The following is a 22518-nucleotide window of genomic DNA, read 5'->3' as shown; positions in this document are numbered from 1 at the left end:
GCCTTCTCTATCAGTAAGCAATTCAGATAGTTAATTAGTACTGTGAATTCATATTTGATCTACATCCAATATCCCCAACACAACCTTGCCGATCTGATGCGCCAAATACGGTGGGACAGCATTTCCTACCTGTACATATTGCTGCGTTCTATTTCCTTCAAACAAATAATTATCTGGAAATGTCTGTAAGCGAGCTGCTTCTCGGACAGTCAAACTGCGGCACTGCTGTGGGTCATAATGAATGAAGTAGTGGCCATCTTTAGATATATGGCTAGTCACTGTCGTTGCGCATTTATTTGCCGCTTGGGTACGAAAACGATCCGCATGTGAGCCGCTATCCCAATTTTCGTGCTCAGGAGCTAGTTCAGCGGGGAAATCTCTCGCCTTAGGTGAAATACCACCACTTAACTTAGTAAAGGCAGTACTGAAGGCATAACGAAGTAAATCAGATGTCATATGTCCGCGAGTCGCATGATTTAGCACACAACCGGGATGGTTATATAAATACCAGCTTTCTAAATGTGGAGGTATCTTGTGCTCTTTTTCCGCTAATAGGCAGCTTTGACGCTCAAGCCCAAGCATAGGCTCAAGATCTAAATTATCCACAGCTTCTCTATCAAATTTTGTTGCCAATATACGCTTTACCTTTTTAGCGTTTACTCGAATTTGCTTCTCCCAGTCCTTCTGAATATCTTTTTGCTTAGAAAAGCCACTTCTGAGAGGGGGCAGATCTGATAGAACTTGTTGAACGGTGACTGTTTCTTTAATTGGAGCAATAGTAGCTGGTATACGATTTATATCTTGCCGTACACCCAAGAGAATGACTCTATGACGAGCTTGGGGTACGCCATATTGCTCAGAGCGAATAATAAAATCAGAGGAGTCATCATACTTTGGATCCTTTGAATTTTTAGCCTCTACAACAAGTGAAAAAACCCTATATTTGGATACACCGCGCGATCCCGTTACCTTGCCAGGGTTCCTCAGATCTTCCAATATTTGAGGAAACATAACCTTGCCGTTAATTTGGGCAGATAAAATACCACGTACATTTTCCATCACAAACACATCAGGTTGCGCGATAGAAAGCACTTTAAGGTATTCCTTATATAGGAAGTTTCGATGATCTTCTTCAGCCTTGTAGTCCTTATTTCCCGCATTGCGAGAGCGACCAGCTAACGAATAGGCTTGGCAAGGCGGGCCGCCAATAACGACCTTAGGCCCTTGATGAGTTGTCAGTAGCTGGCGAATTCGAGCGTGGATGAGCGCATTATCTTCACCAAGCGCTCTAGGTCCTTCTAAGGTTTCGTTACTTGCCTCTTTCGCATGCTCTGGATATAAACAGAATAATTCTTCACGGGTTAGCTCCCCGCGTACATACCTAAAGTAGCTATCTAACCCACCATCTAATGCTTTAATTTTTCGGTAGAAAGCTCGCGTTGTTAATGTGTTATGCGCAGATGGTTCTCTTTCTACAGATACACCGATTTTGAATGGATAGTTTCCACTTTCGTCTACGACTGAAGATATGCCTTCGCCTAGCCCGCCAGGCCCTGCGAAGAGGTCAATTACAAGAACTTCACCTGTTATCATTTCACTACTACAACCAATAAAAATGCTAGGCAATCATACCAGGCTAAAATTGACGGGCAATAGCTTACTTTAGAAAAACAGGTTTATGTTCTATGCACTCACCCAAATTTGATGACTAATGATGGAAACTAGTTATGCGTGAAAACCTTCTGCCTGTAGCTTCTTTAGCGCTTCAAACGCAATTCCACATTGTTTCGACGATGGCATTTTCCTAGGGATAGCCGCGCAAATTTCAATAATACTATTTTCTCTTGGGGTCAGCATACCACGCTCTTTTGCCCAATTCTTAGCATCACCCCAAAACTTAGCGCCTAGTTTATACACCTCAACTTCAACATTGATTGAGTTATCTAAGGCATTCTCTGCCTTTACTTCTCGAACATTTTCATCCGCAAATTCCGAAGATATGATGACCCTTCTGAACCCGTCACTCAACGGCAATTTACTTTCAGCAAGCATTTGCCAACATAATAGTTTCTTTGCCCATTCACTGTAGTTTTTTATACCCTCAGGAGGAGTAGTTATAACCTTCTGGGCAAGCTCACCAGACAACAAAATGGATGCCTTTAAATCTTCTGGAACAGATTGTATTTTCCAGATAAGGTCAAGATCTATGACCATGCCTAAACTCTTTGCATCATTAACAAGTTTTGCAATTGCATAAGTGACAATGTTGGCTCGATAGCCTCCTTCATACCACTCGGCATTTGAAACGAGCTTCTCTGTTGTTCTAAATATGATCGCTTTGGCTATCAATCTCTTAAACCAAATATCGTTGAATGCCGTTCCTTCTGTACCCCAATTTTTACCAATTTTTTTCGCAAACTCTGAAAAATTCTTTTGAGCCCCTAGACTCACAATATGCGGTAAGCACGCCCAGGTGTTCTCATATTTAGCAAGGTCTGTTTTGACAAAGAACTGGCTTCTAGGATATTCAGAATCGAACTTCTTACGCTCCGTTTGCGTTCTTCGGCTTCTTTCGTCTGAAAATTGACCTCTAGCTCGCTCATAGAACCACTTCGTCTCTCGATAACTATCTGTACCAGAAGGAGCTAAAATACGGCGAGATAACTCCTCAATACGTATATGAAATGGATGATTAGCAAAGAAATCCGCCGCATTTACCTTGTTCTGACTATTGGCATATTCAGAAATTCTTGGAACAACTTCTTCAGCGCATTCTTTCGGTGTTATAGTTAATTTCATTTGCACAAATACTTGCTGTATTTGCTCTTTGAGCGCTTTGCTTGCAGCATATAATGATGCCGTAGTCTGGCCACCATTAACTATTTGAAGATTATTAACACTGGCTAATTGGTAGCCTGAGTCGGTCTTATCTATTTCAATACTATCAGCAGTAGCGCTTAATCCGTTGTTATAAGAGAAAAACATATGAGGCTCATCCCGAATAGTATCGCGAATGCCCTTGTTCACTTTTCCCCGAACTTGAAGAAAGCTTCTTACGTTAGCTTCAAGTAACCTTGGCCCCCATTTGTCATAAATTTCCGCAAGCTGTTTCCCCGGGATGATCGCTAAATAACTCTCTAGGGCATCACTTCCACCAGACGCTTTCAAGATAGAAATGCCACCACCAAAATCATCTTTAAAATTAATAACCGAATCAGCTCTAGCAAGCCCTTGCTCCATAAAGCGCTTAAGACGCTTAATATCCCAAACACTCAATGTAACTGGCTTATCATCAATAACGTCAAAACTAGTAGCATCGGCTCTAGCTCGATAGTCTCCATTAGTCGCTATAATTAATTTAACTTTTTCGACACTATTCCATGTTGCGTTGATTAAATCAGCCACACCAAACCCAGGACTAGTTTCTTCAAGCTTTTCTCGGAACTGATCATTAAGACTTGCGTTTAAAAACCTGAAAAGCTTTTGAGATAAACGCTGCACATGATCTTTGTGTAAGAGGCGAATATCTCTATCTAGAGTAAAATCACACAGTATCAGGCTCAGTATGCCTTCATTCTCCCTAGGATCACCGCCATACCCGTCAATTTGTGCAGGCCCGCGCGAATATAAACCTTCGTAAAAAGCTCGATTGGCGCTTTCTATTTCACCCGCCTCACTTAATAAATCACCAATTTTTTCAAAAAAAGCCTCTACCGTTACAAGTCCTAAGGCATCAGCATCACCTTGTATATCGGCAATAAATTGAAGGTTGAAATCTGCAAGCTCTGTCATGTCTATATAAACTCTCGGAGATAATTAACGGTATTATCATTTACTTTAAACGGTTCACAGGCATCTAAAGAAATAGAATATCTTACGTTCTGCACGCCTTGTGGTAATGGGCAACTAATACGAGGAAACCCTTCAAGTACTTCATAATAAGCGGTGGACCGTATCAGCCAACGGCGATCATCATACTTATTTAATGGGTCATAACCTGTTGAGTAGATTGCATCTTCCCACTTTGTATACGTGCTACAATCTTCCTGAAATAAAACCTCGGCTAACGCTACATAGTCATGCAGTGTCATTCCCTCAGGTACAATGGCAGATTCAATATTTGTAACACTGATAAATAAACGCCCACCATCACAATCGGCTAGTTGGTCCGCTGATGAAATAGAAATTGAAGGTGTTGCAGCAGTTCTTCGCGTTTTAACTTCAATACAGCATCCAATTAACTCAAAGTCTTTGGGAGCCCCAGAAGGTCCCTTCCAGGCTTCAACCGCCATTTCAGGACCAAAATTCATCGCGAGCTCTCGAAGAAGATCTAATTCACCTATTAGACCTCGCTGTTCCTCAATAGAGAGACCTTCCGAACGGCCTGAGCGTAAAAGGTGATGCCATCTTTTCGTCCGTTGTATCGCCCTATAGAGGGCTTCATCCAAATTGGAAGCCTTCTCACCTGACTCAACGACATCTCTACAAAGGGCTTCAAACAGCTCCGCTTGGCTTTTTTCTTTAAGGGCGAGAACGAATGACCAACGGCCAGAAATTATCCTAAAGTTGGCAATGAGATTTTTGAGTTCAGGAAGCTTGGGTTTGCTGATTGGCTCAATTGGCAATCTAAGCATAAGCGCAGGCATTTTTTCCTCTAGAACAACCCAAAAAAAGTCAAACTGGCCGTTATTGTTAACCCTTCTTGCATCGCTGGGATCTAGATCCTTCCATGGTGAATTATCCATTCAATTCATCCTCATATTCCTCATCGATATCATCCTCACCGTAAAGTTCTTTGTAGCGTTGTGTGTTAACAATATAAGCAACTTTCTCCGATGCTTTTTTTGAAGCTGGAAGACTAATCCCCCAAGCAACAACAGGATAACTTGGAATCAAAGCCACTCTACTATCACCCTCTTTACCTCTTGGGGATTTTGGTTTTACAAAATGAAGAATAAATAAAGGCTTATCTCGTACTTGCCGATAAATTGAGTCTGGGTAGTTACCATTCTTATCATACGAGTTTTCAGCAGCTTGTGCCTTACTTGGCTCAACACCCGCTTTTTCGATACCTCTAGATGCGACCCTCATCTTTTTGCCACTAAAGGACATATACCCATCTTTCAAATCATCAAGATTAATAGAACGGGTTGTAGGGATGATACTAACCCCTAGCGTATCGTCTTTATCTCCTTTTTGCAGACTTGGGATTAGCAAGTCCCATAAAGCTAACTCATCTTCTTTCCGTGCGCTGAGATAGCTTCTAACTGGCCCTGTTTCAGTAATCACACTCTCAGGTGTATTACTCCAACCTGCTAGGAACTCATCGATATATTGTATTGGCACATCTCGAAGTAATCCCCCCCACGAGGTATCTTCAATTTTGAAAAGGGCTTGGTGTAGTTTAGAAATTAGCTTTTTAGCTATATCTAAATTCGCATTTAGCTCTTTAGGAGCAATACTGACCTTAGCTGTTTCTATAAATCTATTTGAAAGACCAACAAGAGTGGTAACTTCGCGACCTGCTCCCATCTTATTTTTTGCGGTGACCAACAATGATGCCGGATGGCTGCGAACTGCCAGACCGAAATCTTCAGGGGTCGCTTTGACCTGCTCCATTATTTTGAGTTCATCATGAAGCTCTTCAGCTGCGTTGGCGATAAAGGCATACCAATCTATAGCATCATCAGGCATCCATATTCGACACAGGTCTTCATATCCATTTCGATAACCAAACCATCTTCCCATTTGCATTAAGGTGTCGTACATCATGGTATTACGCAAGAACCAAGTAACGGTAAGCCCTTCAAGGGTCAAGCCACGAGAGAGCGAGAAACCACCAACAGCAATAACGGTTTGCCCTCTATCTCCTGTATTCGAATAATCTAACTCATTGGCCCTACTGTTAACTTCAACAACCTTTGCAGAAGCTATCGAATCAAATATAGATTCCTGAATTTCCTCCCACTTAAATTTAGTTTCGCCCCCCTCAACTCTTCCTACTTCAGCATACTCCGTATACCAAACATCAAATAAAGCTTTAATTTCAGGATCCATCAATGCACTTGTTGAAGATGAGTTTACCCTCAAAGCGTTTTGAATCCGTTCTAACGCTTCATACAATCGGTTTTTAAGCTGACTTTGCACTCGTGTAAATCGACTAGCATTAACTAACATTGAACAATGAGAGCTTGATTGACCTCTTAGATTTCTTATGGCACGGGATAATAGAAAAGCACGCAACGCAAACATCAGAGAATCTGGTAACTGATAGGTCTCATGCTCAATCTTATGCTTTATCGGCAGGAGGTCTTCATTATCCGAAATGCTCCTTAACCAGGTTGGCTCTTCGTCATCAGGTAGACCATCTATAAAGATTTTCTTTGGACCAAAGTAGTTAGTTGGGGCATCGAGACCGATAATAAAATCTTTAGGGAATAGATCCTCTTTATGTACATCGTGATTATCATCCGGATCGATGAAAATATTAGCAAAAGGAGTCGCTGTATAACCCACGTAACAACTGCGATGAAACATTTTTAAGAGATCACGTATTTGCCCATTTATCTTGGTTACCAATTGATTACTGTATTTAGTGTTGATTGATGCGTTATCAGCCTCATCATCAATGAGTAGCATTGGCTGATCGATCATTTCTTTATCACCACGAGCACTGTTGTCTTTAAGCCATTCAAGAAGATTTTCAAGCGTTCGGTGATTCTTTTTAATAACTAAGACGACGGGAACTCTATATGAGTCTATCTCACTGGTATTTGTTGATGCTGTAGGCTTATTAAAATCTCTAGACGTGTTCGTCAGGCTAACTGGGGTTCTATTTGGGTCAAAATGTCCAACTCCGATAACGTGCTTAGCATTTCCATTTTTCTTATCAGAGCTTTTTCCTGTATCTCGACCAATAAATCCCTCGTCAATTCTAAGTTGAGTTTGATTACGAAGGTTATTGTGTATACCTGCAATAACAATAATTAGACGATACCCTGCATCAGCCGCCTTACAGATCAAACTAGTATAATTCAGTGTCTTACCACTTTGAACATGCCCAACAACCATTCCCCTACGATCCCACGAGGAATATTCTTTAGGGTTTCCTAATCGGCCAAGTATCTTATCCGTAACGCTACCGGTATTCGAAATAACATCTCTAGGCAATCCATTTTGCAGCAGTAACTTCTCATATCTTTTCCAATAGAAGGGGTCTATTTCTGATTTTGCATCGTCTAACCAAGGTTTAAACTTGAGGCTATCAACTATTGCACCGAGACCAACTTTTATCCCCTGTTTTGACTCAATTTCACGAGCTATTTCCTCGATTACTGAGTCATCTAAATTACCATCCACTATCTTAGCAATATTCTTAACCAAACCTCTCAACTCATCCTCTGATTTACGAGGCTGGTTGTATAGTCCTGCTTCTACCATATCTAATACTTGCTGCCTGCTGCTCATAAGCCTTTTTCCTTAAGATAATTTGCAACTAGTCGCTCTGAGACTTCCCAGTTTGATTGCAATAATGGGTAATTTTGAAGTACATCTTTGATTCTGTCCGGAGTAACATTGCTAACAAGCAATGCATCAGTAAGGTCAATCACGACTTGATTCAAATCTGATTCAGAAGTCTGCATTGCAACAATTGACTCAGCGTTCCCCACCATTTCAGCATGCAGCGAATCAATAGGTAAGCCAGCACCAAGCAACCTAATACAGCGTGCAAACCCTTCTTTCAATTCATGAGGTAAACAATTTGAGTAAGCTTGAAATACTGGGTGTTCTGAATTGGGTTTGAAGTGTATTAGCCCATCCACTTGGACTCTATTCCAAATAGGATGCATCGTACCTTCAACTAGTCTTTGCCCCCGACTTCGATATGTTCTTTTAGAGGAACCAACGAAACGCTCTATGATTCGCTTGAGTCGCTCTCGAACCGCCTGAGGAAGCTGTGCCGAAGATTTTTTTACATCAATTTTCCATTGCGCATCCATCGTGTTAGGTATATCGATAGCAATTCGACTTAATTTTGTTAGTTCTGTTTGCTTAGCAAGTCCCAGCCAGCTCCCTGCAATAATTAATCTATTTTCTCGATAGATGTATAATCCTTGTGACTTTAGGTGACCTTCTGGTCCACCAAGCTCATCCCATTCATCTTGACTCATTTTTTTGTAGTGCGGAATGGTATAACTGCGAATGCGAACATTGCCACTAGATAAGCGAATGCTATCGTCAGGATCCTTCTGAGTCGATGGATGGGTTGAAGCCATTGGGTCCAACGGAGTCAATTGTCGATTATTGATACTTATTTGGATCTGTGGCTTACTCGTTTCTAGAAATCGATGAAAAATAAGCCTTAAATGTCTCTCGGCAAGAGAGAATTCTGCATTCATATGCTCAGTTTTTTTTTCTTGTGTACTAATTTCACCGACTAATCGATCTAATTTTTTCCAAATAACAACCGTTCCAACCTCGCCGAGCAAGTCACAGCCTAACTCATCCTCACAATCTTCAATCAGCTCTAATGTCCATGCATTTGTTTCGGCTACTAGATCTAAATCCCAACGAGCACATGATGTAATTCCATCTTGTCTAGTTATGACAGTAAGTGAGCGACACTGTGAAAAGCTAGCGCTTTTTAAGCCTAAACCAAATCGTCCAAGTTCAGAAGGCAACCTGTCAAACGTGGGATTTTTACTACCTAATCTCATCGCTTCAAGTAGTTCAGCTTTGCTCATTCCACAACCATTATCAGCGATAATAACTGATGGAGAATTTGAAATAGTATCAACCACGAGACGAACTCGATCAGCACCAGCAGAAATTGAGTTATCTATAATATCAGCCAAAGCAGTTTTAAGACTGTAGCCAAAGTCTCGATGCCCCTCAATAAGTGCTGAAGCATAGGGAGCAGCATCTATATAACGAGCTTCAGGCTGTTTACTTAACGTCATAGTACTCATGGTTTATTTATGGATACATTACTCACCTGAGAGACTATCACCTTTGTTGCGTATGAACAAAAATCTTCATTTAATGTGCTAAATAAGCCTATCTAAAAGCTCTTCCCTTCAAAAATCAAAAAATTTTCAGGCATATGTCATCAATGTGAAACCCCATCATTGATTCCGACAGGAGCCTGAAATGAATCCAAAAACACCCGATTACCAAAAGCAGCAACGCTATCAGGAAAATGAAATCCTGGAGCATGCGGCTGAGATACTCGCGACACGCTATGTACGTGGTGATGCCTTAATTAGCCCTGATGCGACCAAAGAGTATGTACGCTGCAAACTCGGCAGCTATGAACGTGAAGTGTTTGCTTTACTGCTACTGGATAACCAAAACCGACTGATTGAGTTTAAAGAGCTCTTTCATGGCACCGTCGATGCGGCCAGCGTCTACCCACGTGAAGTGGTAAAAGCGGTACTAGAAGCGAATGCCGCAGCGGTGATATTTGCCCATAACCATCAATCTGGAGACTCAACACCGTCTCAAGCCGATAGACGGATAACCGAAAGACTCAAGGACGCTTTAGCGCTGGTGGATGTACGTGTATTAGACCATATCGTGACAGGTGATACCTGTACCTCATTTGCTGAAAGGGGGTGGTTATGATTGAACAACATTATGGTGAGCTTTCTATTGATGACGCTTTACATGCGTCACTAGAAGCACTTATGAATCGGTACACTCTCCCAGAGAATGCTGAACGCCTCGTACTGAACTGCCGCCAAATGAGTTACTACCGACATCGACAAGGTTTGCACCCGATAGAGGTGCAGCTTAAACGCGAGTCAGATGCTAGCCCTTGGCTGGTAGTCTTCTTTGCGAGCTTCTCTTACCCCGATGACAGCAGTACAACTGTTGAACCTGAGCTTTACTTTCACCTGGCTAATCGCTGGTGCTATCAGCCCGATGTGGGGAGCACTGATTTATCCCACCCAGAAGTACAAGAGCTGCTCTCAGTATGGATGAAAGCCTTTGCTCGCCATCTATCCAGAAACGTTTTTGATGACGTGCAACTGACGATGGTCGGCACATTCCAATAATTCTATCTGTCTCATTTCTTATTTGAATCCTGAAACAAGGAGGACTCACTATGTCAAAATTAAACTTCACAGCATCATTATTACCAGTGTCCAAGAAACTGCATAAGCTGCTAAGTGAGCAACTCACCGCTCATTTGCTGAGTAATGAAGCACTGACCACCAGCCGTTATCTGGTGTTTAACTTTCGCGATAAAAGTTACAGCGCGGATGAAGGCGGCTTCCATCCGGTTGAGATTGCAATTTGCCAAACCTCAACAGGGGAATGGAGCATTGAGTACATCACCGACTTTGCTTATATGGGGAATTACTACCCAGAGCTAGAGCGCAATTTGGATTTTGATTTTCGGGCCGGGCAGTTCTTTGTCGCCTATCGTGGCTGGCTACCAATGCAAGGTAGTCGTGATGCGAAAGAGCTGTATCGCCTATGGGAGAATAACTTTCTTACCTATATCGATATGGACTCCTACAACGAGATAGCCGTCACCCCGCAATAACTCATGACTTCCCTTCTTCTACAAACTATCAAACTTGTCTCTGCCCTCATTGCGTTGTTCTCCCTTTCTCCGTTCTTCGGTGCCATTGGAGTCCTATCCACTTTAGGATTTCTGGTGGTGCTGTTGATTGGGTTATTGGCAGCCATTGCCGAGCTCAGTGATAAGCATAGGCCTCGTTAATGTTAATCGGCTCACGCTTTAGTGATGCCGATTGATGCTGTTTTCACCGTTGGACATTATGTGTCTGACCCACCTCTATTCTCCCGACATTAAATGTCCGACTCCGGTGTGGAGCTTTGATGTATTGAGAGCGTAGTCATGAGCAATAAAACCAGCATTGAAGGGTTATCCGCTTTGCTGCACACGCTGATGCTTATTCCTCAACATCGATGGATTACCGTTAGGGAATTGCAGCAGCAGTTAGCCCTACTCGATATCCACCGCACCACGCGCAGTATTAAACGCTACCTCGATGACATCATTGTGGAAGTGTTTAATGTGGAGTGTGATTCGATGAGCATGCCCCATGTTTATCGGAAAACCTCAGAGCAATTACTGAAGCTCAACAAGCAGGAAATGCTCTATTGGCAACTGACCAACAAGTACTTACTGCCGCTGGTTCCTGATGCACTGAATTATGGGCAAGGGTGCTCCTCGGAGAGAGACAAACCCTTACCACACAAGGGTTCAGCACATTCAAAAGAGCAAGCATGGTTAGCCAAGGTACATGTGGCATTGCCCACTATTCGCGAGTGGAGTGACGAGCAACGGCACGTGTTGAATGCGGTACACACGGCATTACTGCACAACCGTATGCTCAAGATATCTAGCCAAGTATTGCAGCAAGAGAAGGCGCTCATTGAGCCTCTGGGACTCTCGGTTCAGTGTGACGCGCTCTTGCTGCTCTTTCGATTATCCGGCCAACACACAATACGCACCCTAGCCTTGCCTTTGATTGATGAGGCCAGTGTATCGACGTTTTCTTTTACCTATCCGACTGATTTCAATATTGAGCGGTTCATGCGTGAACACGATGAAGTCAGTGCGCCTGAATTTCACTCACCGATAAGGAGAGCACCGTTATGACATTAACCAACACCCTACTCCGATACACCTCTATGACCATCCTGTTTATCGGGCTCACCGCGTGCGGTAACCAAGAAGAGACCCAAGCAGCAACGGCAGATATTGAAGTGTCGATATCCACCAATTCTCACTGGAGAACATTGGTCTTTGACCTGCAAGCCATCACCGACAACACCGTAATTAGCAATGTGGTGATTAACCGTGGCAACTGCCGATTACCTGCGGGGACTGCCTCAGAGCTATCAAGAAACGTTTCATTGAAGTTCGGCCAAACCTACACCGGATACAGCAACAACTGCACCGTGGACAACGTGAAAGAAATCGAAGTCACCTCCAGCGCTGGCACCTTTGTCTACACCTTCTAACTTCCAATTCCCAAATAACACACTCAACCAACTCGTAAGGATCAACTATGAATAAGTCATCTCTACTCATCACTACAGCGTTAGTTTTCTCTACCTCTTCCGCATTTGCTGGTGGAACACTGGGTGGCAACCCATCCGCGGATTCGGGAGCCGTCAACATCAGTGTAGGCAAATGTACTCAATACAAAATGGAGGTGAAAGCGGCGCAACAGGAAGGTAAGGACGTAGCGAGCATCGCCGTTCCTGAAGGCTGTGAAGCAGTCAAAGAAAAGTAACACCACCAGCAACGGTAAAAAACGACAATGGGGAGCAATTACGCTCCCCATTCTTTTTTTGCTTCTAGACATAGCTTCTTATCTAAATACCTCTCAACAATACTATTCCCATTAGCTGGCAATTTCACTTAATTCAAATAGTACTTATTAATCATCTGATTAACATCATGTTTTTAGTAACCACCACTGATATACTTACGTTTAAATTTTCATCATGCAGTCAATAAATCATGCTTCGCTATTTAATTTTCATTCCTCTTCTTATTTTAAGCGCCTGTACGAGTGGTACTACCAATATCACAAATGAACAAACTCTAAACTCTGATGAAGCCTATGAAAAAGGATACATCGCGCTTAGCCAGAAGAAATATAAGGCTGCTTATGCAGAATGGCTACCCTTAGCTGAGAACGGAGATGCTCAAGCACAGTACTCGATAGGCTGGATGTATAGTAAAGGACTGGGTGTTGAAAAAAGTGTCGCGAAAGCTTTAGATTGGTACGTTAAGTCAGCAAACCAAGGTTTTGTAGACGCTCAATATAGTGCTGGGAGAATCTACCTTTATTCTCTTCAACAATACGAGGATGCATTTACGTATTTTAAGTTAGCAGCAGAAAATGACGAAAATAAAGCGCAGTTTTATTTGGGTTTAATGTACTACCGTGGCGATGGCATTAGCAAAGATCTAAAAAAATCAGCACATTGGTTCTTACAATCAGCAAAGAAAGGCAATAAAGATGCACAGTTCTACATTGGTCAAATGTATGAACTAGGTGAAGGTGTCCTACAAAATGACAAGTATTCTCTACATTGGTTTAACTTAGCCTCAAGGAATGGACAGCAAGACGCACAATATAAGCTTGCTGTTATTTACTATCAGGGGAAAATGGTACCTAAAAATGATATCACAAGCTATATGTGGTTAAACATCAGTCAATACAACGGAAAAGATATTAAAAATATGAAAGGAATAATCTTTGATGACTTAAGCCAGGCTGATATTGATGAGGCCCAACTCAGGTCAATGAAATGTGTTGAGTCCCTATATAAACACTGCCATTGGTAATTTTCATAATCAAAACTATGCTATAGCGTGTAATGGCTCATACTTACTGGTGCTCCCATAGCTCGACTATCCAAACGCCAAACGTTCGCATCATTGATGTCCGACACTACGGATGGTGAGTATGCGAAATTATATTTTCCTTAGCCATACACTAAACTGGCACTCTATAGGCAAAGTGTGCCCCCTAGCAATTATGTTTCCATTTCCTTTTCTCACCCTATTATGTTTTCTCGAAGAGTTCAAACCTCTCATGTCATAACGCCAGACTCAACTGACTTCTAAATAAAGGCCCTTCACCAACCGCACACACTATTCCTTTCAATATCAAAACACGCAATCTATAACAAAGAAAAGTATCACCGACTTGCCCTACATAATCGCCAAGTACACGGCCAATGGCTTCTGCTGCAACACAAACTCGTGACCCAATCGCGGAAAGAAGTGCCTCATCAAAAAACGTCTCATCATGGGATACAATTGCGGAACCGTTCCAAGTTCGAACCATATTCCTGCACACAAGAATACTATCCCATTCTTTTGCTAATTTAGCTTGCTGAAAGATATCAATAGGCACCGGAATGACGGAGGTAAGCTCTTTAGTTGAACAGGCTCCAACGATTGGTATGGTGCCTTTATCCAACTGACCTGTCGTTACATCGGCTAAAAATAAACTGTGTTCCGGCAATACTGAGCACAGTAATCGCAACATTAATTGCTCATCCACTGACTGACCAACCCAAACAACATAATCGCCATCGCGTTCGAGATCCTGATAGCTCTGCAATATGGGCAGTCCTATATGGTCGGATAACCATGGCCATAAATCTGGCTCATTAATAAGACTACATACCCTCCTAAACCAATTGCTACGTAGAGCACCTCCCTGCACAGTACCATAATTCATTAGAGGGCCATAAGCCAACGGGTCACACAGCTCTACCACCCGCTTCTTTTCATCTGGTGCAAGAAGATAATTCAAAATGCCAGCAGATGCGCCTCCCACAACAAAATGAGTAATCTTACGAGTGGTCATTATTAAACTCACTTTGAATATCAGCACATCGTCTCTGTATTCTCATTCATCGCTCCTTGTCAGCTTAATCAGTTATCGAGCTCCAAAACCTTAGAATTCATCACTAGAACCACGCTATTGTGTCTACTCCACTGTTAGACGAATAAATATACGTAGGAACGCAATATTTACCACTTTTTATCAAGATCTTCTGCATACAGCAGTATTGCCCTTTGGTATTCTCTTATTGACTGATTGTCAGTTGTCGATACCAACAAATTAAGAAGCAAAGCGGTTGCCTCCTTATGTCTGCCTAAGTTATATAAACACATCGCATAAAAAGGCTGAGCTTCTAAATTATTTGGGAACTCGGTAATCGTTTGTTGAAAGTAATCCAGCGCATCTTCATAACAACCGAGGCTTCTGTAAGTACTCGCTAAACCAAACAATGCATCAAATCGCTCGTTCGGTGAAAGCGGGCCCTTTAATGCTAACCGGTAATGTTCTATAGCTTGTTGTTCCTTGCCTTCGTTATCGTAGGACCAAGCAATATTCAAATGCGCGGAAGCCGCATAGAAAGAATTCGCTAACACCGTGCGCAATAACTGACGAGACTCTTTATGGCTCCCTCTTTTTCTAAGCAAGATAGCTTCATTTATTCTTGTTCTCATACGTGTATTACCTTTCATTAATTATGTTACAATTTCAAAAACGCAGACCGCCTTATCTTAATTTAGGCATCAACTAACCAAACAAGTAGCAAGGTTATGTACATTAGATTTATTGCAAGCAAAAATGAAGAAAAGCATTTGCAGCATACTCATGGCATCATTACACAGGCGAAAATAATGCTCGATGAAGAACTAATACTTCATGAATATCATAGAGAGCATATCGAAAAAATATTTTCTCAACTCAATTCATCTTTACCTTGCCCACCATTTGAAGAAAAATCATGGCCACGAAATGCAATTTCTTGGTTTTTAGACTCTAGTACCCAATACATATCGATCATGTACGAATTAAAGTACATATTAGAAGAATATGATATCAAGGTCTCAGTATTACAATATTCGAATGTAGGTACGATTTTATATAGAGATGATTTTCAAGTGGTGGCTAAGTCTAACTTACTATAGCCCCCAATATTCACATCCATAACGCGTCAATTATTGCGAAGCGCATACGTTAAAATGAAAACTGCAACCCAAGCTCATAGCTCACTTCTGCTTTCTCACGCTCTGCATATTCTAAATTTGCAACTAAACCAAACACTGAGCCGAATTGAAAGACATTATTCCATTTAAACTCATCTCTTGCTAAATCCAAGAAGTCATGCTGATAGGAAACTCCCATCAACCAATGATTAGCTATTTGTTTTCTAACCATCGCTTGACAGTATGTTCCACGCTCGGAATATGGTGAACTGTAATCACTATCAGCACGATAGTTTACTGCTCCACAGGATAAAGAGCTGGCCATTACCCCTCCCAAACGCCCAATGAGTCCTCCGCCAGCTTGCCAACTATCTACCTCCGAACTAAATCGAGTGAGAAAATCTGCTTTTCCTTCGATGAATACGTAGTCGAAAACTTGAGCACTGACATCTAAGTATAACCCTCCCATCGTCTTATTCTCTGTATTGTCATACTTATCGTTAAGGTAAGGTTTTAACGCTCCCGACTTAAAACTAGCTCCTTTATAACCAAATCCTATGTGAGAAAAATTATCAACAATCTCACTTGATGCAAAGCTTGAACACGAAACGAACAACATTAGAGGAACAACTTTAGTTATCATAATACGATATCCTGTGGCACTTTTTTGAAATGAAAATTTATTCTGTACATTGCATATTGACAGCAACATACGGAAATAAACTATAACAAATCAATATGTAACATCCGATAAATTTAAACGCAAACTATGCGTTGCGTTCACATTTCCATCGTTGTCTTAAAGCATGTTTAAATTCCAGTGCCAATCCTATCTAGGCTGTCATACCAATTCAAAACATGGCTAGTCAGCATTTCCCCTGTGAAAGCGTTACTCGTAGACAGCAGCCACTTCAACGTCCCATAGACGATATAGTCTGAATACATGGGCGCATCGCCCGATAAGTATCGTGTCTTAGCTAAATAAGATTCCAGTACTCTCATTTTTTTGAGTAAGTCGGCCTTTGCTAACTCTTGGTTGTTGCTTTGTACATTTTCTAAGCTGTCCTGGAAGTATTTCTCTCTAGAGGAACGAAAGTAAGCTTTATCGCGTTCTTTAAGCTTGCAGTAAATGTCGAAGATGGCAATTTTGGCGATGTCCGAATGTAATGATGCTGCCCACTCATGGAAAAAAAGTGCCATTAAACGCCCTTTTTCACCGCCAAATAGTGAAGGTGATTCCGGGTAGTGGACCTCAAGATAATCAGCGATGTTAAACGAATCAGAGAGCACCGTTTCACCATCTTTGATGGCGGGGAGTGTAGAAAACTGCGCCTTAAACTGAGCCTGAATGTCGACAAAAGATAGGTCTGAGGTATCAAAGGCGATATTTTTGTGTATCAAGCACATTTTCGTTCGCCAACAATAAGGACTGAATTTTAATTCATCGTCCCCACACAGTTCGTAAAAAGTGATCATAGGAGTCTTACTCCGAGAGTTGCTAAATAGGTCTAATGGTTGTGCTGGGCACAGTATGTTCAATCTTGGTCGCGGTTCTCAGTCGAGATTAAGTGGGTTCTTTAACTGCTAGAATACCTGCGGCTCCCAGCAGTAAAGCACCACTTCCTCTTGTCACAGCGGTAAGAGATAGTCGGCTCGCATCAACAATCCGTCTGGCCGAAAACGCATAAAACATCACTAAACTGAAATCAAGCAACGCCATGGTTGGACACATCACTAATAGTTGAGGGAATACGGGTAAGTCGGGGTTGATGAATTGCGGAAAAAAAGCCGAAAAGAATAGGATGGCTTTGGGATTGCCAGCCGCGACTAAAAAGCCAGAGTAAAACAACTTTTTGTTTGAGGCCTGTAAATCTGAGTTGTTGAGGTTTAAGTGCTCAACTTGTGCTGGTTTAGCGAGGAGCATTTTTAGTCCCATGTAAACCAACGTGATCACACCAAAAACTTTGATGACAGTAAATGCCATTACCGAATTGGCAAGAATGGCACCTAAACCCAAGGCGACTAACACCATTTGAATAAAGTTAGCTGAGATGTCCCCAAGGGCGGTATAAAGCACGCGTTTATGCCCATACTTCAGTGCATGTGCAATACCTAAAAATATGCTAGGCCCCGGTGTCGCGGTAAGAATGAGCGATGCCGCGACAAAGCCGAGCCAAAGGTTAAAATCCATTTTCTATCCTTAATTTTCCGTTAAACACTTCAAAAAATCGCCACTGACACACTATCATACCAGCGATTACTCCAACCACATATTGACCAGCGACATGACACCCATATTGTTGGTTTCGGTGCCATACAAATTGTCCGCGCGAGTGACGGTGAAATGATTGCGCCACAGAGGACAGTAATAATAGTTCTGGATAAGCCAATCCTCTGCTCGATACAGCTTGTGCAGAAACTCCTCACTATCGTTACTTTCCTGCATGAGCATATCAATAAAGGTTAATAGGCTTTGTTTTCCTCGTTCAGGCAAACATAGACTAAACACATTGCCACAAAGTAACCACTCGTAATACTGGAACGTCAGGTCGTCGCCAAATACGTAACAGTCGTAGGAGACATCAACAGCCACATCTTGAGATTGTCCTTGAAGACACACCTGCCAAATAACCCCTTTTTGAGACAACGCATCAAGCAAAGGTTGCAACTCCCTCATATGACTGTCTATCACTTCAATGACCACCGGACGAGATGGCAGTTTCATGTCGTGATTGAACAAGTGAAACCCCTTATCTTGATGGCAATCCATCACGCTGTTCGCTGCTCTTTTTTGGCTATCAAGTGTAAAGCGGCGGCTATGATGAACAAGCCAAGCTCTTTCTTGAGCGGACAAGGCGTTTGCATGATGATGAAACTGCAAAACAGTACACCCACTGCGATCGACTTTTTGTGGTTGAGCGGGTTGAGATTCGCAATAGAGCAGTTCTGCCACGTGCATAGGCGTTTGAGGTCGGGCATCGCTACACCAAAACTCTACTCGTTCAATATGGCCACCAAAGCCAAAATAGTGGTTGTTACGAACCAAACTCCAATACTGTTTTTCCAGACTTTCGACCCGATATGCTCCACATCCGATAGGTTTTGATGCCTGATAATCAAAAATCGCACTGTGCGAATCGGCTAATAAATGAAGCAAAACGGGGTCAGATTGACGCATAGAGAAAATGACCCACTGCTTATCTATGTCAATTCGCTCGACATGGCGAAATAGAATTTGATATGGGTGCGGCGTGTTGAGACGCATCTCGATATTTTTTTTGACCAGCTCCGGTGTCAGCGCTTCTCCATTGTGCATCATGATGTCATTACGGATGCGAAGACGAATTTGCTTGTCACTGTAATGAAATTGGTGTGCGATGTGAGGCGCAATATCATTTTGAACGGGGTCATAACGCACTAAGGTGTCGAACACGCTTTCGATCAATAAAATAGAACGAGCGGACTGTGCCAAATGTGGACGCCATTCAGGCAGCATATATGGCACTAAATACATTAAAGTGTTCTGCTTTTTCAGCTCCTGTTGTGCGTCCCCTAACCAGAGAGGCAAATGATCTTGAAATAGGCGGACTTCGCCAAATTGAGTGGCTAGCCGAAATGCATGGTTCATTCTGCCAGACCGAGCCATTTGCTCTAACTGAGTCAGCAGTGAGGCCTCAAAGCTTTTAAGTAGTGTCAGTTTAGAGCGGTGGCCACGTCCCTGACCCGAAGCCCAATGGATAAGCCCAAAACTCTCGAAAGCAGCCATTAGCTTACTCACGTACCTTTCTGAACAGACCAGAATTTCAGCAAGGGTGACGATATCGACATCATAAGTTTCATTGCGAGAAAAATGTTTCTCGAGTTGCTTTAAGCGTTGTAGATGACTCGTGGACAACAACTGAGAACCTACCATGTCAACCTCAAAATTATCTTCATTAGAAACGACGGCTCACTCTGTGACTTGGCGACATAACATAAAATAGTGTGTTTATGATCTCGCAGGCCGAGATTAATAGATATGGACTATCTGGCCGACTATGAATCCCACCAAGAAAACTATACCAGACAAACGAGGACGGCTTTGAGCTTGTATCACTGTCATCGTTTGAGGTGGTTCCGGTAAGTACTGTTTCGCGTTTAAAGTATAGAAGGTGTAGTCTAATGGATTCATGGTTCACTCACACAGTTGGGATCATGTCGCTATTATCAGGTAACAAACCCGAAGTAATAACGTTCTCTTTAATGTGAATAGTTCACCTTTTAATTAATAAAGGAAGGCTCTATTTTTCATCTGCCACCAAACCAACTAATTCAACAAACACGTAGAGGCAGATCAATCCCAGTCACATTCAATATTAGCAACCAACGCCGATTAATCTTCAGGTATATATTATCTATAAAAACGCTTAACGCTACCCTAAGGACGAATTACCATTATAGGGATAAAGCAAGAATACGACCGCACAGCCTGCTAGCGGTCTGCTAACAAACTGTGCACATAGCCTTAATCAGCCTCTGCCGCTTCAACGGCTAACAAGTCTGCCATGTCGTTACCTTTATCTCCTGAATGGGCTTTGACCTTAAACACCTCAACGTATTTCTTTGAACGTAATTCGTCGATTTGTTGCCATAGATGTCGGTTCTTTACTGGCTTCTTGTCTGACTTACGCCAACCTCTCTCTTTCCAGTTATCTAACCAATCGTTGTAGCCCTTTACACAGAAGTCACTGTCTGAGTAGATGGCGTCACCATCCTGCGCATACTCTAAACCTTCGACTAATGCCATTAGCTCTAATTCGGCATTGGTGGTTTTACGCTTAATGGTGATGCTATCTTGATGCTCTAGTTCACCCTGCTCATTAAAAGCTGCGATACCAATCCCACCTTGTCTGCATCCGTGTTGATTATTTGGTGCCGCGCCGTCTACGTAAATTGAATAACTCATTTTTTATCTCTCTCTAATTGCAAAAAGGGCGCATGACTTTGCTTAGCCAGCGCCCCGTTGATGGTGTGATTTAATGTTTGTGTTACTGAAAGGATTCTTGGTTGTCTCGCATACTCAGACGCGATTCCATCCATTCCTCGATTTCACTTTCTACCCAAGCCACCGCTCGCCCACCGAGTGGTACACTCTTAGGAAAGTCAGTTTCATCTGCCATGAACTTGTAGATAGTTGAACGGCCTAGCCCTGTAATCGCCATTACGTCTTTGAGTCGTAGAAATCTCATTGGGAATCGTCTCCTGCTTTGTATATACCCATGAGATAAGCCGCCCCTGTAAAAAAATGCAGTCGGTCTACTCCAAGCTAGAGCCAAAGCAGTAACGCTTTTCTTCCCACGCTTCAGCAAGGCTGCTCATACGGTGAAAAAGCGTGTTCTTTATGTTGGCGTCTTTGCTACGACAACGAGTCCCCCCCCCCATAATTGCCTCGGTCATTGAAAAACACCAATGAACGCGCTTCTCCGCTGTAGTGCTTTTCTATCGCTTCTTGCCAAGCCCCTTTAAGATGCTCCACCAATTCATTGCGCTTGTCCCAACAAATAGCGGAACCAAAGTGCTGGCTATAGTCAGTAAACAGCATCACTCGATAGTTGTGTGATGGCACCTTGTCTTCCCGCTTACGCCATACATAGAACAGAGAATCCGTATCAAGCTTTTCTTTAAGCAGATTAAAGTAATCGTTGAGGATACTGAGGTCGGTATCTTGATGGTCTTCTGGCAAGAACAAGTCCAAACGTGTGGCGAGAGCGATGTCAAAATGACTGAGTGCCTGTTCAAAGACATCGACCATAGAGGTCAGTGCTGACTCGTATAACCCCTTGTCGCTGTAATACAGCGGGTAATCTTCAAAAGTTCTATCTAGAGTAATGCTTGGGAGGTGGGTTCTATTTGACATGAGTAATACCTTTTCGTGTGTGAATGACATAGGTATTACTCACGTTGTATTTTTTAAGGTAAGTCGTGACAGCAACCAAAACTCATACTGCGAATATCGGCGTGTTTGGTGATGGTTAGGTGATCAGGCGCTTCAGAGCGACTGTGAACTACATTGAGTGGCTTAATCATTTTAGTTCCTATGGTTTGTTGTTCACCCCACAGGGACTGTGACTACCGTTACTTTTAAGCTGACTAACTACTAGTGCCAAAGTTTCTCGCGTTTCCCTCATAAATCTTTGAGTAAGGTTTAGCGAAATAGCAAACTCTTTTGAATAACTCATTCTTCGAGCTCTGAACATCAGATGAGTTAAGATTCAAGTAGTACACACCATTCTTGCAGAAATGGACTAGTGCAGGTTTATCCTGTTTGATAGCACTACACCAAGCTTGCTTCATTAGAGCCGCTAGCCCCCCTTCTGATGCACCTACGTCACCGAGTCGATGATAGATGTCTTTATTCAAGAAAATAGCCACATGGTAGTGATACTGCTTAGAGGTATTCTTCTCTTTTGCCCAGATGTAACTGGTCTTGTTCTTTAAACCCCTTCCCCAGCTTTTCTCTTTACGTTTTATATCTACGTCCAATTTGGCATTTAGGGATTTGAAGAATCGGGTGATGACTTTCGAATCTGCATCATCGAAATCTTCGGGTAAGTGTAGGTCTATCCGAAACACGGATAGCCTAGGGTGATACTTCAATGCTTTCTCTATCAATTGAGAAATCTTGTAGAGGTGAAACTTGCGATAGAAGAATCGTTGCTTTCGTTTCGTTGGTTGAGGTAGGTCGTAGTTGTTGAATTTGTCTTCAGATGTGTACTGGTGATTCATGGTGTTGTTATCCCTATTCGTGTGTCTCTCATACACACAGGGAGTAACGTTAATTTTAGTAGTTGGTAGTTATGTATATTACCTATACCAACACGCTTCATATCAGTGTGATGAGTGATCTGCTCCAGCCAGACTGGACACTTCATTAAGCGACATTTTTATTTTCAAAGTTAACTGGACTTAGATACCCAAGAGCACTGTGCCTTCTTGTCCGATTATAATCAACCTCGATGTATTCAAAG

Annotated in this window: 23 protein-coding genes and 1 pseudogene; 8 read left to right on the top strand and 16 right to left on the bottom strand. The window is 42.4% G+C overall.

The window, feature by feature from the left end; all coding sequences use genetic code 11:
• Nucleotides 1-48: 48 nt before the first annotated feature.
• The 5 genes from EXZ60_RS16560 to EXZ60_RS16540 all read right to left on the bottom strand — a co-directional run bounded on the left by EXZ60_RS16560 (nt 49) and on the right by EXZ60_RS16540 (nt 8960).
• Nucleotides 49-1593 (bottom strand): DNA cytosine methyltransferase, encoded by a 1545-nt coding sequence (locus EXZ60_RS16560; protein WP_277435991.1) that lies wholly within the window; start codon nt 1591-1593, stop codon nt 49-51.
• Nucleotides 1594-1725: 132 nt separating this feature from the next.
• The gene (locus EXZ60_RS16555) at nt 1726-3792 is read right to left on the bottom strand and encodes an AIPR family protein (protein ID WP_277435990.1); all 2067 of its coding nucleotides are present in this window, start codon (nt 3790-3792) and stop codon (nt 1726-1728) included.
• Nucleotides 3793-3794: 2 nt separating this feature from the next.
• Nucleotides 3795-4745 (bottom strand): PD-(D/E)XK motif protein, encoded by a 951-nt coding sequence (locus EXZ60_RS16550; RefSeq protein ID WP_277435989.1) that lies wholly within the window; start codon nt 4743-4745, stop codon nt 3795-3797.
• Nucleotides 4738-7467: a Z1 domain-containing protein gene (locus EXZ60_RS16545; protein ID WP_277435988.1), complete on the bottom strand. Its 2730-nt coding sequence runs from the start codon at nt 7465-7467 to the stop codon at nt 4738-4740. The genes EXZ60_RS16550 and EXZ60_RS16545 overlap by 8 nt, the downstream gene beginning before the upstream one ends.
• Nucleotides 7464-8960 (bottom strand): ATP-binding protein, encoded by a 1497-nt coding sequence (locus EXZ60_RS16540; protein WP_001961454.1) that lies wholly within the window; start codon nt 8958-8960, stop codon nt 7464-7466. Before EXZ60_RS16540 ends, EXZ60_RS16545 begins: the two co-directional genes overlap by 4 nt.
• Nucleotides 8961-9150: 190 nt before the next feature.
• Between EXZ60_RS16540 and radC the strand changes: the two genes are divergently transcribed.
• The 7 genes from radC (at nt 9151) to EXZ60_RS16505 (ending at nt 13342) form a co-directional block, all read left to right on the top strand.
• Nucleotides 9151-9624: a DNA repair protein RadC gene (gene radC, locus EXZ60_RS16535; RefSeq protein WP_277435987.1), complete on the top strand. Its 474-nt coding sequence runs from the start codon at nt 9151-9153 to the stop codon at nt 9622-9624.
• The gene (locus tag EXZ60_RS16530; RefSeq protein ID WP_176311960.1) at nt 9621-10058 is read left to right on the top strand and encodes a DUF2787 domain-containing protein; all 438 of its coding nucleotides are present in this window, start codon (nt 9621-9623) and stop codon (nt 10056-10058) included. The genes radC and EXZ60_RS16530 overlap by 4 nt, the downstream gene beginning before the upstream one ends.
• A gap of 50 nt (nt 10059-10108) precedes the next feature.
• Nucleotides 10109-10552 carry a DUF2787 domain-containing protein gene (locus EXZ60_RS16525; protein WP_171981681.1) on the top strand — a complete coding sequence of 148 codons (444 nt, stop codon included), beginning with the start codon at nt 10109-10111 and terminating at the stop codon, nt 10550-10552.
• A 318-nt stretch (nt 10553-10870) separates the two neighbouring features.
• On the top strand, nt 10871-11638 hold the full coding sequence (locus EXZ60_RS16520) for a transcriptional regulator (protein WP_171981683.1): 768 nt from the start codon (nt 10871-10873) through the stop codon (nt 11636-11638).
• Complete coding sequence (locus EXZ60_RS16515) at nt 11635-12003, top strand: hypothetical protein (RefSeq protein WP_171981684.1); 369 nt, start codon at nt 11635-11637, stop codon at nt 12001-12003. Before EXZ60_RS16520 ends, EXZ60_RS16515 begins: the two co-directional genes overlap by 4 nt.
• Before the next feature lie 47 nt (nt 12004-12050).
• Nucleotides 12051-12278 carry a hypothetical protein gene (locus tag EXZ60_RS16510; protein ID WP_277435986.1) on the top strand — a complete coding sequence of 76 codons (228 nt, stop codon included), beginning with the start codon at nt 12051-12053 and terminating at the stop codon, nt 12276-12278.
• 230 nt (nt 12279-12508) lie between these two features.
• A complete protein-coding gene (locus EXZ60_RS16505) occupies nt 12509-13342 on the top strand; it encodes a tetratricopeptide repeat protein (protein ID WP_088720851.1) in 834 nt (277 codons plus the stop codon).
• A gap of 253 nt (nt 13343-13595) precedes the next feature.
• On the opposite strand, the gene EXZ60_RS16500 is transcribed toward EXZ60_RS16505, so the two are convergent.
• Both EXZ60_RS16500 and EXZ60_RS16495 read right to left on the bottom strand, forming a co-directional pair.
• Nucleotides 13596-14375, bottom strand: coding sequence for a DUF3658 domain-containing protein (locus EXZ60_RS16500; protein WP_088721477.1), 780 nt, complete (start codon nt 14373-14375; stop codon nt 13596-13598).
• A 167-nt stretch (nt 14376-14542) separates the two neighbouring features.
• Nucleotides 14543-15025 carry a tetratricopeptide repeat protein gene (locus EXZ60_RS16495; RefSeq protein ID WP_277435985.1) on the bottom strand — a complete coding sequence of 161 codons (483 nt, stop codon included), beginning with the start codon at nt 15023-15025 and terminating at the stop codon, nt 14543-14545.
• 96 nt (nt 15026-15121) lie between these two features.
• On the opposite strand from EXZ60_RS16495, the gene EXZ60_RS16490 reads away from it, so the two are divergent.
• Nucleotides 15122-15493 carry a hypothetical protein gene (locus tag EXZ60_RS16490; protein ID WP_277435984.1) on the top strand — a complete coding sequence of 124 codons (372 nt, stop codon included), beginning with the start codon at nt 15122-15124 and terminating at the stop codon, nt 15491-15493.
• A gap of 49 nt (nt 15494-15542) precedes the next feature.
• On the opposite strand, the gene EXZ60_RS16485 is transcribed toward EXZ60_RS16490, so the two are convergent.
• From EXZ60_RS16485 to EXZ60_RS16445, 9 genes and pseudogenes are all read right to left on the bottom strand, one after another.
• The gene (locus tag EXZ60_RS16485) at nt 15543-16154 is read right to left on the bottom strand and encodes a hypothetical protein (RefSeq protein WP_277435983.1); all 612 of its coding nucleotides are present in this window, start codon (nt 16152-16154) and stop codon (nt 15543-15545) included.
• Nucleotides 16155-16321: 167 nt separating this feature from the next.
• Nucleotides 16322-16987 (bottom strand): glutathione S-transferase N-terminal domain-containing protein, encoded by a 666-nt coding sequence (locus EXZ60_RS16480; RefSeq protein ID WP_277435982.1) that lies wholly within the window; start codon nt 16985-16987, stop codon nt 16322-16324.
• An 88-nt stretch (nt 16988-17075) separates the two neighbouring features.
• On the bottom strand, nt 17076-17702 hold the full coding sequence (locus EXZ60_RS16475) for a LysE family translocator (RefSeq protein ID WP_277435981.1): 627 nt from the start codon (nt 17700-17702) through the stop codon (nt 17076-17078).
• Nucleotides 17703-17768: 66 nt separating this feature from the next.
• Nucleotides 17769-19424 carry an SgrR family transcriptional regulator gene (locus tag EXZ60_RS16470; RefSeq protein ID WP_277435980.1) on the bottom strand — a complete coding sequence of 552 codons (1656 nt, stop codon included), beginning with the start codon at nt 19422-19424 and terminating at the stop codon, nt 17769-17771.
• A gap of 591 nt (nt 19425-20015) precedes the next feature.
• The gene (locus EXZ60_RS16465) at nt 20016-20456 is read right to left on the bottom strand and encodes a ribonuclease HI (RefSeq protein ID WP_072610185.1); all 441 of its coding nucleotides are present in this window, start codon (nt 20454-20456) and stop codon (nt 20016-20018) included.
• An 82-nt stretch (nt 20457-20538) separates the two neighbouring features.
• Nucleotides 20539-20739: an AlpA family transcriptional regulator gene (locus EXZ60_RS16460; RefSeq protein WP_039437545.1), complete on the bottom strand. Its 201-nt coding sequence runs from the start codon at nt 20737-20739 to the stop codon at nt 20539-20541.
• Between the two features lie 67 nt (nt 20740-20806).
• Nucleotides 20807-21407: pseudogene (locus EXZ60_RS16455) on the bottom strand (inovirus Gp2 family protein).
• Nucleotides 21408-21640: 233 nt separating this feature from the next.
• Complete coding sequence (locus tag EXZ60_RS16450) at nt 21641-22276, bottom strand: inovirus Gp2 family protein (protein WP_277432597.1); 636 nt, start codon at nt 22274-22276, stop codon at nt 21641-21643.
• 145 nt (nt 22277-22421) lie between these two features.
• A partial coding sequence (locus tag EXZ60_RS16445) for an IS3 family transposase (RefSeq protein WP_194584830.1) occupies nt 22422-22518 on the bottom strand: 97 nt, incomplete at its 5' end.

This window comes from Vibrio sp. 1151_11, from assembly GCF_029478525.1.
Classification (GTDB): Bacteria; Pseudomonadota; Gammaproteobacteria; order Enterobacterales; family Vibrionaceae; genus Vibrio; species Vibrio anguillarum.
Note: the sequence above shows the minus strand (reverse complement) of the source record. Positions and strands in the feature narration are given on the sequence as shown.